This window comes from bacterium, from assembly GCA_036382775.1.
Classification (GTDB): Bacteria; Hydrothermota; Tepidihabitantia; order SM23-42; family JAOAFX01; genus DASVHD01.
Window position 1 is genome coordinate 13,890 of sequence record DASVHD010000035.1, and the last position, 16,952, is coordinate 30,841.

General features: G+C 48.8%; 13 protein-coding genes. 10 read left to right on the plus strand and 3 right to left on the minus strand.

Annotation, left to right across the window (positions count from 1 at the left end; translation table 11 throughout):
• Positions 1-8 precede the first annotated feature (8 nt).
• A complete protein-coding gene (locus tag VF399_07720) occupies positions 9-935 on the plus strand; it encodes a hypothetical protein (GenBank protein ID HEX7320227.1) in 927 nt (308 codons plus the stop codon).
• The gene (locus VF399_07725; protein ID HEX7320228.1) at positions 936-2,621 is read left to right on the plus strand and encodes a tetratricopeptide repeat protein; all 1,686 of its coding nucleotides are present in this window, start codon (positions 936-938) and stop codon (positions 2,619-2,621) included.
• On the opposite strand, the gene VF399_07730 is transcribed toward VF399_07725, so the two are convergent.
• Positions 2,609-3,391, minus strand: coding sequence for a nitrilase-related carbon-nitrogen hydrolase (locus VF399_07730; protein ID HEX7320229.1), 783 nt, complete (start codon positions 3,389-3,391; stop codon positions 2,609-2,611). The genes VF399_07725 and VF399_07730 overlap by 13 nt on opposite strands.
• Before the next feature lie 259 nt (positions 3,392-3,650).
• Between VF399_07730 and VF399_07735 the strand changes: the two genes are divergently transcribed.
• From VF399_07735 to VF399_07745, 3 genes are all read left to right on the plus strand, one after another.
• Positions 3,651-5,666 (plus strand): tetratricopeptide repeat protein, encoded by a 2,016-nt coding sequence (locus VF399_07735; protein ID HEX7320230.1) that lies wholly within the window; start codon positions 3,651-3,653, stop codon positions 5,664-5,666.
• Positions 5,667-5,749: 83 nt separating this feature from the next.
• Positions 5,750-7,927 carry a hypothetical protein gene (locus tag VF399_07740; protein HEX7320231.1) on the plus strand — a complete coding sequence of 726 codons (2,178 nt, stop codon included), beginning with the start codon at positions 5,750-5,752 and terminating at the stop codon, positions 7,925-7,927.
• Between the two features lie 222 nt (positions 7,928-8,149).
• Complete coding sequence (locus VF399_07745; protein HEX7320232.1) at positions 8,150-9,703, plus strand: hypothetical protein; 1,554 nt, start codon at positions 8,150-8,152, stop codon at positions 9,701-9,703.
• Between the two features lie 210 nt (positions 9,704-9,913).
• Here the strand turns inward: VF399_07745 and VF399_07750 are convergent, their stop codons facing one another.
• Together VF399_07750 and VF399_07755 are read right to left on the minus strand one after the other, a co-directional pair.
• The gene (locus tag VF399_07750; protein HEX7320233.1) at positions 9,914-10,909 is read right to left on the minus strand and encodes a hypothetical protein; all 996 of its coding nucleotides are present in this window, start codon (positions 10,907-10,909) and stop codon (positions 9,914-9,916) included.
• A gap of 14 nt (positions 10,910-10,923) precedes the next feature.
• Positions 10,924-11,838: a hypothetical protein gene (locus VF399_07755; GenBank protein ID HEX7320234.1), complete on the minus strand. Its 915-nt coding sequence runs from the start codon at positions 11,836-11,838 to the stop codon at positions 10,924-10,926.
• Positions 11,839-12,082: 244 nt separating this feature from the next.
• On the opposite strand from VF399_07755, the gene lysS reads away from it, so the two are divergent.
• Genes lysS through VF399_07780 form a run of 5 tightly spaced genes read left to right on the plus strand, consistent with a single transcriptional unit; the run spans position 12,083 to position 16,925 of the window.
• The gene (gene lysS, locus VF399_07760; GenBank protein ID HEX7320235.1) at positions 12,083-13,510 is read left to right on the plus strand and encodes a lysine--tRNA ligase; all 1,428 of its coding nucleotides are present in this window, start codon (positions 12,083-12,085) and stop codon (positions 13,508-13,510) included.
• Positions 13,507-14,706: an FtsX-like permease family protein gene (locus VF399_07765; GenBank protein HEX7320236.1), complete on the plus strand. Its 1,200-nt coding sequence runs from the start codon at positions 13,507-13,509 to the stop codon at positions 14,704-14,706. The genes lysS and VF399_07765 overlap by 4 nt, the downstream gene beginning before the upstream one ends.
• Positions 14,707-15,387 (plus strand): ABC transporter ATP-binding protein, encoded by a 681-nt coding sequence (locus VF399_07770; protein ID HEX7320237.1) that lies wholly within the window; start codon positions 14,707-14,709, stop codon positions 15,385-15,387.
• A gap of 12 nt (positions 15,388-15,399) precedes the next feature.
• A complete protein-coding gene (locus VF399_07775) occupies positions 15,400-15,879 on the plus strand; it encodes a UvrB/UvrC motif-containing protein (GenBank protein HEX7320238.1) in 480 nt (159 codons plus the stop codon).
• Positions 15,879-16,925, plus strand: coding sequence for a protein arginine kinase (locus VF399_07780; GenBank protein HEX7320239.1), 1,047 nt, complete (start codon positions 15,879-15,881; stop codon positions 16,923-16,925). Before VF399_07775 ends, VF399_07780 begins: the two co-directional genes overlap by 1 nt.
• Positions 16,926-16,952 lie beyond the last annotated feature (27 nt).

Sequence of the window (16,952 nt, forward strand, 5' to 3'; positions counted from 1 at the left end):
CTTTAACAATGGACCAAGAAAAAACCTACATCATTCTCGATAAGATCTCACCCCGGTTAAGGAACATCCTGTCGTTCCTTCTGGTAATGATCGGCTATGCCCTGCAGACAACAGGACGCAGTTTTTTCATCGGTCTTCCCTTTTTGATCGGATGTTTTCTGATCAATCTCATCAAAGGCGTTTCGATAAAGAGCGAAACCTCGTCAGAGTACGTATGGGAAGAAGTCACCCCGGAAAGGATCGAACTGGTATATCAACACTGTCAGAAGATAAAAAAATTCAAGAGTGCCGGGATCGGCTGCTTCATCGGTTTGATATTCAGCGCCGTCTTTCTCTTCTCGGTCCTCGCGCCGGCATTGGTCGGGAAGAACGGGATCCTGCCTTTCGGCCTGACGGTCGCCGTCATCGATACCATCATCCTGTTCGCCGGGCTGTTCGTCAGCGGCAATAAGAGCGCGTGGATGCCGAATAACATGGATGTAAAAACAGCGGTCGTAAGGCGCCTGATCAACCTGCCGGTCATAACCAAAGACCCTTCGCTGAAGGTAGCTCCTTTTCTTGAGATCGGAAAGACCAAGACCGGTTCTTTCCCCCATGACACCAGAATGCTGGTCAAATTCACTGACGCGCCCGAGGCATTCATCGGCGTCCAGGGTCAGATATCGATCAATACCGTGAAATCAACGGTGTATCCGTATTTCTACACCGTTATCATCGCCAAGCATGAGTTCGATCTTTTTAAAAAGCTCGGCCAGCCTGAGCTGCGAAATATCACGATCGAGAACAAAAAGACCGAGGAAGTGGATGTCGTCGTGATCCGCCAGACCACGACAAAGACCTCGGGCTACCACTCCGATGATAAGGTGCAGGATTACATACTCGAAAACAGCATCAGCCTGGCAAAAAAGATGCTGAATGTAAAACCGAAGTCCTAATTGACTGAATCGCGATACCTGAAACCGGCCTTTATCCTTGCCGTTACTGTAATTACATTTATATCATTCTACCCCTGCCTGAGCAACAGTTTCGTGAACTGGGATGACCCTGAACTGCTGACCAACAACCAATCAGTCCAGCATCTTTCCCTTCAAAATATCGGCCGACTTTTTACGCGGTACTACTGCGGGACATATATTCCTCTTACGCTTATGTCATTTGCCGCTGAGCATGGCCGGTTCAAGGATAACCCCATGCCTTACCACGCGTTGAACATTATCCTGCATGCTCTCAACGCTTTGCTCGTGCTCTGGCTCGTGTCTCTGTTATCAAAAAATTCCTGGGTTGCCTTCATTGCGGCCCTGATCTTCGCAGTGCATCCCCTGCGCATCGAATCAGTGGCCTGGATCGCTGAGCGGAAAGATGTGCTATTCGCGTTCTTTTACTTATTGGCGATCATCACGTATATTTATTATACCGGGCGCGCGCGCCTGTTGCTTTATTTCGCTTCGCTGGCATGCTTTGTGCTTGCATTATTCGCCAAGGGTGTCGCCGCCACGCTGCCCTTTGTGCTCCTGCTGTTCGACTATTTCCAGAACCGGCGCGGCCGTGTTATCATCATTAACAAACTGCCTTATCTTGTTCTTGCCGTTTTCTTCACCGTGATCGCGATCTCAGCGCAGAAAACGCTGCCCGGCCATTCATTCCCATTCTTGAAGAATATCTTCATCATGAGTTATGTCGTGCTATTTTATATCGGTAAAACTATCCTCCCTATCGGACTCTCGCCGCTTTATCCCTTCCCCATGACGATCGTAAGTAAAATGCCATGGCAATTCTGGCTGGCTCCTATTATTGTGATCATTATTGCTGTTTTGGTCATAGTGACCAGCAGACGCTCGAAAATGATCGCGTTCGGGTGTCTTTTCTTTCTCCTTACGATCTTGCCGGTATTGCAGTTCATCCCGGTCGCCGGACCCGAGATCGCCGCTAATCGTTATACCTACATCCCATCGATCGGGCTTATCCTGATATTCGCCGAAGCCATTGCCTGGATATACCGAAAAATAAGTTCCTCACATGCGGGATCGCTTAAGTTCCTGCCAGCAGCAGCGATCGTCGTAATAATCGCGCTCTTCGTTGTCACATCCATGAACCGTTGCCGGGTTTGGAAAAACAGTATAACGCTTTGGTCTGATGTTATAAAAAAATATCCTGATTTTCCTCATGCTTATACAATGAGAGCGCAGGCGTATGCTGATGCCGACAACATGAAAATGGCGGTCGCTGATTACACCCGCGCCCTGGACATCAACCCGGGGTTCAGTGCGGCCCTGCTTGGCCGTGGCAACTTGCTGTTAAAGATCGGCGACTTCAGCGGCGCGATCGCGGACTATTTCAGAATCTTGGAGATCGATCAAAAACTTGTTGATGCTTACGTCAACCGCGGTAATGCATACAGCGCGCTGGGGCAGTTCGATCCCGCGCTGGACGATTATAACCATGCTCTGGTCATCGACCCATTCAATAACAATGCCATATACAACCGCGCGGTCGTGTATTTTTTAATTGGAAATAATGATAAGGCCTGGCAAGATGTTAGAAGGCTCCTGGAAGTTGGCTATCCGGTAAAACCGGAATTTCTGGAAGCGCTAAAAAAACAACACCCTGATCAACACCCGTAAAGACCCGGTTTTCGGTCCTCGAATAAATTGTTTGAAGGTGTAATATTCTTGTCGTTCGCCTGCGCCGGGTTGATGTCAACTATTTTAACGCATTCATCCTCCTGGGCGCGGACCAGGACTTTTCCGTCAGGAGCAATTACCTGGCTTTGACCAATGAACCGGCATTCCTTGCCCGCCCGTTCCTCCGCACCGGTCCGGTTAGCCGTTATGATGAACACGCGGTTCTCGATGGCACGCGTGACCATTGCGCCCGGACAATGCGGCAGCACGAGATTGGCGGGGTGAAGTATGACCTGCGCGCCTTTCAGCGCCAGGGTACGCGCGGCCTCGGGGAAGATCCAGTCAAAACAGATCAGCATTCCATAAGCAACGCCGGCGTGCGTAAGGACTCGAAAACCTTCGTTGCCGGCGGTGAAAAGCGATTTTTCATCCATGAATAAATGTACTTTCCGGTAAACGCCGATCACCCCCTCCGGAGAAACCAGGGCGACCGAATTATAGATCGTGCTCCCCCAGGCCTCGGCAAAACCGTACGCGAAGGCACAATTCATCTCCCGGGCAAGCGACACCATGAACATCGTGGTCGGGCCGTCCAGGCCTTCAGCGAACCCTTCCAGCTCGTCCCAATCGGAAAAAAGGTACCCGGTACTGCACAGCTCCGGCAGCACGACCAGGTCCGCCAAAGTGCCGTGCAGCAGCGTCTTGATCCTTGCGAGGTTATGCTGTTTCGCGCCGAACACCGGACAAAACTGCAGGAAACCGGCCTTCATGACGGAGTATAACGAATATAATCCATGTGTCAACAATTTTGTCATTGCGAGTCCCGCATAAGTAGTGCGGGACGAAGCAATCCCAGTCCTTGTGTCATTGCGAGCGATCCTTGTGCGAAGCAATCCCAGTTATATATCTTTTATCCGAGATTGCTTCGTCTCCCGCTTTCTATTGAATATTAAGGAAACGGGATTCCTCGCAATGACAAAAAGGGGGGTGTATTGACTGATCATCGCGATGTGTATACAATTAGCGGCAATGCGCACAGACAAGCGCGAAAACGTGAGTTCCCGCCGTCTTGGTAAAATACCAATCGTCCTTTCAATCGCAATCATCGCGGGCGTGCTTCTCGCTGCTTACTGGCCTTGTCTTAACAACGGCTTTACCAACTGGGATGATGACAAATACGTCACCGACAACCCGGTGATAAAAAGCATTTCGTGGGAAAACATCGGTAACATCTTTACTGTGCTCTATATCGGCGCTTACACCCCTGTGCCCCTCCTGTCATTCATGATCGAATACCGTCTTGCGGGGCAAGATTCGCGGCTTTACCACGCGACTAATCTGCTCTTCCACTTCTTCAACTGCATTCTGGTCTTTGCGCTGGCACTGTATTTAAGCAAGAACATTAAAGCCGCGCTGGCGATAGCGCTCCTGTTCGGAATCCATCCCCTTAAAGTGGAATCCGTAGCCTGGGCAACAGAACGGAAAGACGTCATGTACGCGTTCTTTTACCTTGCCGCCATAGGTCTTTATATTATTTATGCTCGCCGGCGGAACATTCTTTATTATGTTCTGATGATACTGGCATTCCTCCTATCGCTCGGTTCAAAGCCAGCGGCAATGACCTTGCCCTTTATCCTTTTGCTGTACGATCATTTCCGCGAAAGCCGCATTACGGCCCGGGCTTGGCTCAACAAGCTGCCGCTGGCCGCTATCGCCGTTGTTTTCGGCATCTTTGCCACTATCGGTCAGCACGCGCTTGACCGCACGCGGGTCTGGTCGATGCAGTCGCTCTTTGAATTGCCGGGCGTGGTCGGCCGGGAACTCATCTTCTACATGGGAAAGATCTTCCTGCCAATAAAATTATCATGTCTTTATCCCTTGATCGCGCCTTATAAGACCTTCCTCCCTAACGCCGCAGCGGCACTTGGCATCGTGGTATTGATCATCCTGGTTTACCTGCTTTTCCGTTATAACCGGCGCATTGCATATGGGGTATTGTTCTTTCTCATAACCATTCTACCCGCGCTCAGCGTTGTCCGCCAGGGCTTGCCCGCGGCTGACCGGTTCACGTACATGCCGATCCTGGGTATTATCCTTGCCCTGGCCGCGGCAGGCCAGTATTTTGGCCAGCGGTTAGCAAGAAACCCGGTTTTGACCCGATCCCTGGCGATAGCAGCGTTGGTCGTCGTTACTGGCCTCTTCGGCATCGTGACGAACGCACGTTGCCGGGTCTGGCGCACGAGCTTAACCCTGTGGAACGACGCGCTCGCAAAGTATCCTGACCTGAGCATCGCCTATACCAATCGCGGCAAATACTACCTTGATACAGCCCAGTTCAAATCAGCGCTTGCCGATCTCAATAATGCGATAACCCTTGACCCCCGCAATGCTCTGGCATTCTATAACCGGGGGCACGCCAACTATAACCTTGGTCGCTATGACAGCGCGATAGCGGATTTAACAAACGCCCTGGCTCTCGACAGTAATTACGCGCGCGCCTTTGACAGCCGCGGTATGGTCTACACCGTAACAGGGAATTTTGATGGCGCGCTGGCTGACTATAGCCGCGCCATCGCGATATTCTCCAAGTTCGCAGGCGCCTATAACAATCGCGGGCTTCTTTATTATGACCAGCGCAAATTCGAATTGGCGCTGGCTGACTTCGACCGGGCGATCGCTTTGAACCCGAGTAACCTGGCATCGTATAACAACCGTGGCATGCTCTACTTTGATCAAGGGAAGTACGAACTATCGATCGCTGATTTCACGAGCGCGCTTAAACTCGATCCGCAGTGTACCGAAGCTTTTTACAACCGTGGCCTTGTGCACCAGGCGCGCGGCGACCTCGCTATGGCACTTGCCGACCTGTCACGGGCGATCTATTATAGCCCCTCATACGGCGAAGCTTACCGCCTGCGGGCTTATGTGTTTTACCAGACCGGCGACATAATGAGCGCCTGGCAGGATGTTGAGATGATGCGCCGCATCGGTTTTGAGGTCGATCCGCGGTTCATTGACTTGCTCAACCGCCGGTCAGACAAATAATCAAGATAAAACAAGTTTTGTGGATTAACACCTTGACACATAGTCATTAGTATTTATAATAATGATAGCACCAGGTGCGTAGAATGAAATCATTACTCACAAAATCAATTATTATGATTGTAATTATAATAAGGGCGACTTTTTCACTTGCGAGACCTTTTGCCACTAATGAGCCTAATCGCTCTGAGTTTGATTCTCTAAACGTTCGATTTGTTAGCAATTGGCCTTTTGGTCCCAGTAATGCTGTTGCGTATGACTCAGTGAAAAATATCGCATACTGCAGTTCTGGAGGTGGGATATACATAGTCGACATTACAAACCCGTCATTACCATGCAAGATTTCCGATGCTATCCGTGTACGTGGTGAGATTGAAGATATATTTTTTGAGCGATATACGCAAAGATTGTACATCGTCGACGGATACGGATATGACCTTGAAATCTGGAACGTCTTTAATGACTCGGCCCCTTATAAACTGGGTGTATACCATACGCCATACTATGCGTGGGGTGTAACAGTTGTATCTGGTATATATGCATATGTGGCCGATGCTGATTCAGGTCTGCGTATAATAAATGTTGCTGACCCAGCCAATCCTTTTGAAATTGGTAAATTCTACACATCGGGTTTGATGTGTGATGTTGAAGTTGTTAATGGATATGCCTACATTGTTGATTGCAATGGATTAATGATCGTTGATGTCCTGGATCCCACAAACCCACAGTTAATAGGTGGCTACAATACTATGGGATTCGCGTATAGTGTGGCTGTCTCCGGATCGTATGCTTACGTTGCGCACAGTTATAATGGCCTACTTATCTTCGATGTCTCTGATCCTACAAATCCCACACTAGTAGGTGAACTTGATACGCCTGGTTCCGCTACCACTGTAAAAATTCAAAATGGTTATGCTTATCTTACTGATGGCAGATTAAGAATCATTAATGTAGCAGATGCTTATAATCCATATGAAGTTGGCAACTTCTGGTCTCCACATAGCATATACAACGTAACAGTTTCAGGCTCTAATGCGTATCTGCCGAACAGCGTGGATGGATTGCGGATAATCGACTGTACTGATCCTACAACTCCATTGGAAATCGGTAATTATGATACCCCTGGTTCTATAGCTGCGATCTATATTGATGGTCAATATGTCTATCTTGCGGGTCAGCGTGATTGTTTTGCAATCATTGATAAATCAAATATCCTGTATCCTTATGAAATAGGTCGCTGTTACGGTTTGGGTTATACTCAAGCTATGACAATAGAAGGTTCCTACGCTTATGTTGCAGGCGGCTTTGAAGATCTTCAAATAATAAATATAGCTGATCCCGCTAATCCAACAATCGTAACCAATTATGATACTCCTGGTGATGCTATGGGAATCGATGTCGCAGGTAATTATGCTTATGTGGCGGATTTTGATTCCGGAATGTGCGTTCTGGATATTTCAGATCCCGCCAACCCCTTTGAGGTAGGTTCTTATTCGTTCCCAGCCTTGGTAAATGATGTAGTCGTCGATCCCCCATATGCCTATGTTGCAACAGGGGATTCAGGTTTGCGCATCCTGAATATCACAGATCCTACGAATCCTAATGAAGTCGATCACTGTGACGTTCCTAGCGCCTATCGAATTGTCAAACACGGTACATTAGCTTATATCGCGTCGATGAGCAATGGTCTACAAATAGTAAACATAGATAACCTTTCTCATCCACGCGTGATCGGTACGTATCTTCCGCCCATGATGACAGCCTGGGATGTTGCAGTCAGCGACAATTATGCATATGTTTTGGGTTATTGGGATATGATGGTCGTTGACGTATCAAACCCAGCATCTCCAGAAGAAGTTGGTTATTATCATGTGCCGTATCCTTCAAGTGACCTGGCAGCGTTGTCTTCATACATATTTTTTCCTTTCTATGATATAGGCTTACAGATTTTTAACAATCAGCTATTTGAAATGAATGAAACAAGTGAACGGTTAACCAATATTGAATTGCGGATCCTGCAAAATCCAATAAGTAAGGGTAATATAAAACTCCAGTATTGCATGTGCAAATCACTAAAGACTATGCTGTATCTTTATAATACCCTTGGGCAGAAGATCAATGAAATGGTCTTACCAGAACAAGAGGGTACTGTTAATTGGCGAATGACCGATATTCGTGGCAATCAACTCCCTTCCGGTATTTATTTTATCAAAGCCATATGCGGACCGTATAGTACAACAGTAAAAGCAATTGTTGTAAGGTAAACAATAATAACCAGGAATATTGCGGAAATGATGCATGCAGCACGTGAGTACGATAAATAGAACTATTAATCTATTATGCCAGATTCGGTTTTTTGGTAAGAAAGTGTGGCAAATCTGGGACATACAACAATAAGGGGAGTGACCAAAAAATCACTCCCCTGTACTGTCATCTTTACCCTTGATTTTCCAATGATATGACTTATAATGAAATGAGGAACAGTTATGAAGACGTACAATATCATGGAATTTGCTATTGGTATGCTTTTACCCTTCATTCTTCTCGCCCAGGGAGAAAACTGGATATACAGGTATAATGGACCAGGTGATAGCACTGATGAAATCCGATCTACTATCTATGGTGCTGATGGTAATATCTATATAGCGGGGGGTAGCATAGGTGACAGTACATATTATGATTTCATAGTTATAAGCCTATCGAATACTGGTGACACTAATTGGGTCTATCGGTATAACGGACCGGGGAATTCTGATGATATTGCCACGTCAGTTGTCTACGGCGCCGACGGCAACATCTATGCGGCAGGAGGCAGTTGCGGGAGCGGAACCGACTGGGATTTTATTGTGATCAGCCTGACGACCACCGGTGATACCAATTGGGTATACCGTTATAACGGACCAGAGAATGATATTGATTGCGCTTATGCCATTGATTACGGTGCCGATGGCAACATCTATGCCGCAGGGGGTAGCTACCAGACTTACTATAATTCGGATTTGACGGTTATCAGTCTGACCACTACTGGTAATGCTAACTGGATCTTCTGTTATGATGGACCGGGAAATAGTACCGATATCGCTCGTTGCATTAAGTATTATGTGCGCTCTTTTCCTCATATCTGTGCCGCGGGTCTTAGCATGGGCGATATGACATACTATGATGGCGTCATTATTGACTTAAGCACCAGCGGTGATACCAACTGGGTATATCGATATAACGGACCGGGGAATGATCCGGACGAAATTTTATCACTTGATATCGGCGCTGACCGCAATATTTATGTCGCAGGATATAGCGGTGGCATGGGCACCTCCTATGATTTTTTGGTCATCAGTATGGATACTTATGTTTGGGGTCTGCCTAGATGGATCTTCACGTACAATGGTCAAGGCAATGGGTTTGACATTGCATACTCCGTTGTTTACGGTGCCGACAGCAATATCTATGCAGCAGGGTACACCTACAATAGTGCTTTTTCAGCTGACCTAACGGTTATAAGTCTTAAGGATAACGGTGACACTAATTGGGTTTACCGTTATAATGGATCGGGGGATTATAATGCTTGGGCTAGTTCTATCATTTACGGTGCAGACGGTAATATCTATGCTGCTGGAGGCAGTTATGATACCGGCACCTTATCTGATATTACGGTTCTCAGTCTAACAACTTCCGGTAATGCAAACTGGGTTTATAGATATAATGGACCGGGAAACGGTGACGATGAGGCTTTGTCAATCATTCGTGATCCTAACGGCAATGTCTATGCAGTTGGGAATAGTTATGGTTTCGGCACAGGTTTGGATATCATCGTAATCAGCCTTCCTCCGGATTATGGAGTGGAAGAGGAAAATAATACTGTGTTGAAAACCAGTTACGGCGCCACAATCCTTAGCGGTCCCCTACGATTGCCAAAGAATAAAAAATACAAAATCTTTGACATCACCGGCAGGATTGCGATGTCCGACAGACTCAAGCCAGGCGTCTACTTCATTCAAATCGACAACAAAATTATTCAGAAAATCGTGAAGATAAGATAGATCTCTTTGTTATCCCCTACGCCATAAAATTATCAATGACCTAAAGACTTTTCGCTACAGCATCGCAAGCAGATCTTTAATGCCTTTCACTGCTTTTTCTTACTGAATCTTAAGCTCCTTTATGATCTTGATTTTATCGGGCACGGCCATTTTCTTGTCGCTGATCTTCGCCAGGTTGCCAACATATTGGCGGACAGCTCGTAAGTATTGCTAAAATCTCATTGAGATTTTTATACCATTCTGTTGAGTTTGGAAGCTGACTTTCTTGGACTCTTTAAATGCGTAAGACGGAAAAATCGCTGCGCTGATCCCCCCCACAAAGGCTATCCCCATGGGAGCCAGGGCATTAACAAAAAACAGTTCAGTATCTGAACGCTCATCACCACAGGCAAAGTCATAATATGATAAAGCACCTAACCCAAGCGCCATGGGGATCGCTAATGATGGTCCCGGAGCCCAGGTATCGCGGGAAAACATCCCTCCGCCAATGGTCAATGCACCGCACGCCCAGTATACGCCCAAAATTTCATCGCCAAAATCCAGGAAAGACAAGCTGGCAATCGCGCTGAATCCAGCTAAACCCAAACAACCCATACAGCACATTTCGCCAAAACCATGCTCCTGCCGTGGTTTAAGGAGTATCTTTGTAATTGGTTCATAAACACGTCCATAATCCATAATATCGGTGCGGAAATAATTCTCTAGAAATGACCGGATATAGGTGGACCTGACCATAATGGTGCTGTCTGAAAAAATGGTATCAGGATAACCATAAACAATGACCAGGTCGCCGTTAAGAACAGATTTATCAAATTCTTCGATATCGACATCCTTTTTTAAAGGCCATATCGCGTAGAATAGACCCTCCCCACGCGGAGAAAGGAATATTTTTTCCCTCTGAATGCTGAAATCCTCGAGCCAATCATAATAATGGTGCTCAAGAACAAGTTCCAAATCTACCCTGTCCTCATACGGCGCGAAATTATGCGCTTGAATTATTCCGGGCCATGCGACCACCGTATCTCTATACTTATTCAAGCTATCTCTTATATCATCAGGGAAAACATATACATTGGCTTTTTTGTACTCTTCAATTTCCCATTCTGAACAGGGTTGGTACGAATCGGTATGAGGGACAAAAGCAGGGCTGCAGCGTAACAGTATGCACACCGACAAAAACAGCATTACCGAACTGCTCTTTTTCATCGTTGATTCGTTTACTATAGTACAGCTAGCAATTCCTTTATGCCCTTCACTGCTTTTTCTTCCTGAACCTTCAACTCCTTGATGATCTGTAATTTGTCGGGCGCTGCCATTTTCTTATCGCTGATCTTCGCCAGGTTGGAAGCAATGTCCTTATACATACTGCTCAGATGCGTTGCCGCCTTGGATGGTTTACCGGTCAAGGTTCCTGCGATCTCGGCGAGATACGCCGAAGCCATGTTCCGGCATTCTGACCAGACCATCCCGTTCCACCAGTTGCCGTGCTCAGTACCATGCCCATTTTCCACCCCCTGCGCCCAGTTATCATAGGCAGCAAGACCGATCCGGTATTTTTCCCAGCTATATTTGCTTGGATTTTCAAAAAGGTCCACCCCGTATATAAGACTTTCCTTGATGATAATCGTATCGTCCTTTTTGTCAATCTTTTTGAAGGCGTAAAAATTCGCGTGTATCTCCTTGCCGAATTCCTGCCAGGTACCGAAGGTGAGTGCCGGTGGTGTAATATCGACCTCGCTTCCCCAGGGCTGCACCAGGAGTAACTTATCGTTTTCATAACCATAGATGATCTGGTTATCCATATTTTCGACCGAACACGGTACGCCTTTGTCCAGGTATCCTATTACCGACTGCTCCAATTTTCGCCGATCTTCAGCACTGCTTTCTGCACTAATAAAGCCAAGATCGATCATTTCCAGTCCGAGATTTTTCACCAGTTTGACAAACCCATCTCGCTTCCAGCAGTACGGTCCGCTGGGACAGATCACCTCGTGTACATTGATGAGAAAAGCATGGCCTGATCCGCTGAAAGCCTTCGCATCGCTTATTTTAAATTGATAATGATCCAGCACGCCCTTGATCACGCCCATCAGTGAAGTATTAAATCCCGGCATCTTGATGTTTTCGAGTTTCATTTTCGTCCTCCGGTAAATTATAACACTCCCTGCCTTGTTGTCAATGGCAACGCCCACGGGTAATTGTTCAAAACATGATGGAGTTAATGTAGTTAATGTAGTCGCACCTTTTAAGGTGCGTGTCATCTTGAATTTTCAAGATATTTAAACGCAGGCTAAAGCCTGCGGCTACATCTTTACCTAATTTGAACAATCAAACATCGGCTCGCGCTTGACTTTTCAATGATTTGCGGTATTATTCCCCATGGAAGAACGTCTAAAAAAGATCGAAAACTTAAGAAAAATGCAGATCAATCCTTATCCCTACCGGTTTGACCGAACGCATAAATTTTCCGAAATAAAATCGCGCTTTGATGACCTCACCTCATCCCAGCAGGCCGTTTCGATCGCGGGCAGGATCGTCGCGGTGCGTGGCCACGGTAAGACCGTTTTTTGCACTTTGCAGGATGAAACCGATAATCTCCAGGTATACCTGCGCCAGCAGGACCTGGGCGAGAAGTTCGCCCTTTTCGATAATTTTGATATCGGCGATTTCATCGGCGTGAAAGGCAAAGTATTCAAGACCAAGACGGGTGAAATAACGATCGTGGTCGAAGAGTATCTGATGCTGTCAAAATCGCTGCGTCCCCTGCCGGAAAAATGGCACGGGCTTACGGACATTGAGATCCGTTACCGCAAACGTTACCTTGACCTGATCGCCAACCCTGAGGTCAAGGAGATCTTCAAGAAAAGGACCATGGTCATGTCCTTGATGCGGAAATTTTTCGATGGCCAGGGATTTATCGAGGTCGAAACGCCGGTTTTGCAGCCCATCTACGGCGGGGCCGCGGCACAGCCGTTCAAAACCTTTTATAACGCGCTCGACCAGGATATGTACCTGCGGATCGCCGACGAGCTCTACCTTAAGCGGCTGATCGTGGGCGGATTTGAAAAGGTCTATGAATTCTGCAAGGATTTCAGGAATGAAGGCCTGGACCGGCTCCATAACCCCGAGTTCACAATGCTGGAATCGTACCAGGCATACACCGACTACGAAGGCGTCCTGGAAATGGTGGAATCGCTTTTTGAATACCTGGTCGACAACCTTCTGCCGGACCGGACCATAAAGTTCCAGGATAAAACCGTAATCTTTACCCGGCCGTTCAAACGCCTGAAATATGTCGATGCGCTGAATCAGAAGACCGGTCTTGATATTCTGAAGGCAGCCAGCCGGGACATCGACCGCGTGTGCACGGGTATCGGGCTGAAACCGGAAACCATGACCCCCGGCGCCAAGATCGACAAGCTTTTCAGCGAACTTGTCCAGAAGGACATTACCGAACCGACATTCGTCATTGACTATCCGAAGCTCATTTCGCCGCTGGCAAAAGCGCACCGGAGCGATCCGGATGTTGTCGAGCGCTTTGAATTAATGATGTTCGGATCCGAACTCGCCAACGCTTTTTCCGAGCTCAACGACCCGGTGGAACAGCGCGCGCGGTTCAAGGCACAACTCGAGCAAAAAGAAGAAGGCATCGGCGAGATCGACGAGGATTTCCTGGAAGCCCTGGAATACGGCATGCCGCCGACCGGCGGCCTGGGCATCGGCGTTGACCGCCTTTGCATGGTGCTCCTGAGCCAGTCGTCTTTGCGGGACGTGATCCTGTTCCCCCAGATGCGTAAGGAATTGTGAACCGGAATATCGAGCTCTTTGTCGCACGCCGCTACCTGAAAGCAAAACATGGATTTTTGTCCTTCTCCGCGGTGATCGCCATTGGCGGCGTTTTCGTCGGCGTCAGCGCGCTGCTGATCACGCTGTCCATCATGAACGGCTTCCAGAACGAGCTCCGGCGCCGGATCCTGGGCGGCGCGCCGCATATCATCATCCGCAAGTACTTCAATGAGACGATCGAAAATTACGAACCGCTGCTTGACACGCTTTCCACGTTCAAGTTCGTGCAGGCGCAGGCGCCATTTATCCTTGCCAAATCGCTCATCCGGCATAAAGCCAACATGGATGGCGTTGTCATCCGGGGCGTCGATGCCGAAAAGGAAAAGAAGATCGTCGCGGTCGGCAGGAATATCATCGACGGGATCTTTGATCTCGATAAGGGGTGCGTGATCGGCATCGACCTTGCCCATACGCTCAAAGCCTCGGTCGGCGACACCATTATCATCACCTCGCCCTTCGGCGATCAGCTCGGCTTGCTGCCCAGGTCCAAGAAGCTGGTTCTCCGCGGCATCTTCGACCTCGGGATGTACGATTACAACGCGACCATCGTGTATATGAATATCCGCGATGTCCAGTCGCTCTTCGAGCTCGGCAACACCATCAGCGGGATCGAGCTTCGCGTCGACGATGTTTACAAAACACCGCGTTACTCCCAGATCATTGAGAAAAAGCTGGGCTACCCGTACACCGCGCAGGACTGGATCGATTCGAACCGCTCCGTGTTCGCGGCGCTGAAACTGGAAAAGATCGTGACCTTCATCGTGCTCGCCCTCATCATTCTGGTCGCTGGTTTCAATATCATCGGTACGCTCGTCAGCATCGTGAAGAAAAAAACAAAAGAGATCGGGATCTTGAGGTCGTTCGGTTTCACGCCGGCCCAGATCATGCGCATCTTCATCTATCAGGGCACGATCATGGGGGTAATCGGCACGGCCGGAGGCATCGCCTTTTCCCTCCTGGCATGCATCGTCCTGAACCAGTACCAGTTCAACCTGCCGGGCGATGTCTACTTCATTCAAAAACTGCCGGTGGAGATGTCGGCTGCGGATTTCTTTGCCGTGTCCATCGCCTCCTGCCTTGTCAGTTTTCTAGCGACAATTTACCCCGCGTTCAAAGCGGCCAACCTTGTCACGGTCAAAGCCCTCAGGAACGAATAGATGCCGGTAGTGTCCGCGCAGGATATCCACAAAACTTATTATCTTAAAAATGAAACTATCCCGGTGCTCAAGGGCATAAACCTGTCGGTGGATGCTGGCCGGTTCGTCGTCATTGTCGGTCCATCCGGCAGCGGCAAATCGACGCTCCTCAATATCCTGGGGAGCCTTGATACGCCGGACCGGGGGAAAGTCACACTCGATTCCATCGACCTGTTCTCCCATAATGCCGCGGATCTGTCCCGGATCAGGAATGAAAAGATCGGCTTCGTTTTCCAGTTTCACCATCTTTTGCCCGAATTCAGCGCCCTGGAAAACGTCGCGCTGCCGGCCCTGGTCAACGGCCGCAACCCCGCTTCTGCCATCTATGAAAAAGCCCAGCGGCTGCTTGAACAACTCGGCCTGGGCAGCAAAAGAAGCAGGCTTCCCGAGGAAATGTCCGGCGGTGAACGCCAGCGCGTCGCGATCTGCCGGGCCCTGGTCAACAACCCGCGCGTGCTGCTTGCCGACGAACCGACCGGCAACCTCGATGACGAGAACACCGGTAAACTGATCGGCGTTCTGACCGATCTAAAGAATGATGGCAGAACGATCATCCTTGTCACGCATTCGCTGGATATTGCCAAGGCCGGCACCGATGTGTATACTTTACGCGATGGAAAACTTTTCCCGATCAAGGAATAAGGAGCTCTGAACATGCTCTGCGATGATTGCAAGAAAAAACCGGCATCGATCTTTTTCAAGGACGTCGTATCCGGGAAGATCAGCGAGCTCAGGCTGTGCCTGGAATGCGCGCAAAAACGCGGGCTGGTCGCAAGCAAAAAAATGTCGCCGATCGAAACGCTGCAGAAGCTGCTCAAAGAAAAGACCGCGCAGGACGAGCAGGTCATCTGCCCCGTGTGCTGCCTGTCGCTGGCCGAGTTCAAGCGGGTCGGACGTTTTGGCTGCAGCCATTGCATCCACACGTTCGAACCTCATATCCGGCACCTTATCAAGGAGATCCAGGAAAGCGAGCGGCACATCGGACGCCGGGCCAAGCCGGGCGAACACAAAGGCATGGAGATCTTCAAACTACGCGAGGAACTGAAAAAGGCGATCGAGAGTGAAGCGTACGAAGAAGCGGCCAAGATCCGCGACCAGTTAAAAGCGCTGGGCATAAACACCAGCGATAACTAATGCTAAACAACATCCGCTGGCTCGTTCCCGGCAACGGCATAACCCACAGCCACGAAGAACGGGAGATCGTAGTATCATCCCGCATCCGGATCGCACGCAACCTCGAAAGCCTGCCTTTTGAGATAAAAATGAAACCGCGGGACAACGACCGGCTGCTGGAGCTCGTTAACAATATCATCAAGTCCAACGCCACCGGTCAGTACCTTTACATGCAAAAGATATCGCCATTGGAACGGGAATCCCTGCTTGAAAGTCATCTTATCTCACCGGTATTCTTGAAAGCGAACCGTCCATCCGCCGTTTTCCTGAATGAAACCGGCACTATCTCCATCATGGTCAATGAGGAAGACCATCTGCGCATCCAGGGCCTGTCGTACGGGCTGGATCTGCTCAATATATCAAGCGAAGTTTTCAAGATCGAAGAGATCCTGGGCGAAAACCTGGGGTTCGCGTTCCATGAAACCTACGGCTACCTGACAAGCTGCCCCACCAATATCGGCACGGGCATGCGCGCGTCAGTGCTTTTCCACCTGCCCGGGCTTGTCTTCACGAACGAGATCGATAAGATCCTCAAGGGCGCGGTTAACCTGGGCATGGCCGTGCGGGGTATCTACGGGGAAGGCACCGAGATCAAGGGCAACCTGTTCCAGATTTCGAACCAGCACACACTGGGCTTGAAAGAAGAAGACCTGATCGAATCGCTGACAAAATTCACCCACATGATCATCGATGTCGAGAGAAAGACCCGCGACGCGATCCTTGCCAAGGCCCGTTTTGAGTTCGAGGACAAGGTCCTGCGCAGCCTTGCCATTTTAAAATATGCAAAAATCCTGAGCACGGACGAGGTGCTGAACTTGCTTTCAGCGGTCCGGCTCGGTATCGGTACGGGCGTCATCACCGACATCAGCATCGATACGGTCAATGAGATAATGCTTATTTCGAGACCAGGGAACCTCCAGATGCATTATGGTGAGATCCTTGAAGAGCATGAACGTGATATCAAAAGGGCTGAATTCATCCGTAACCGGCTCAGCCCGACCGCTTAATTACACCGTTATTGCATCCCGTTAGAA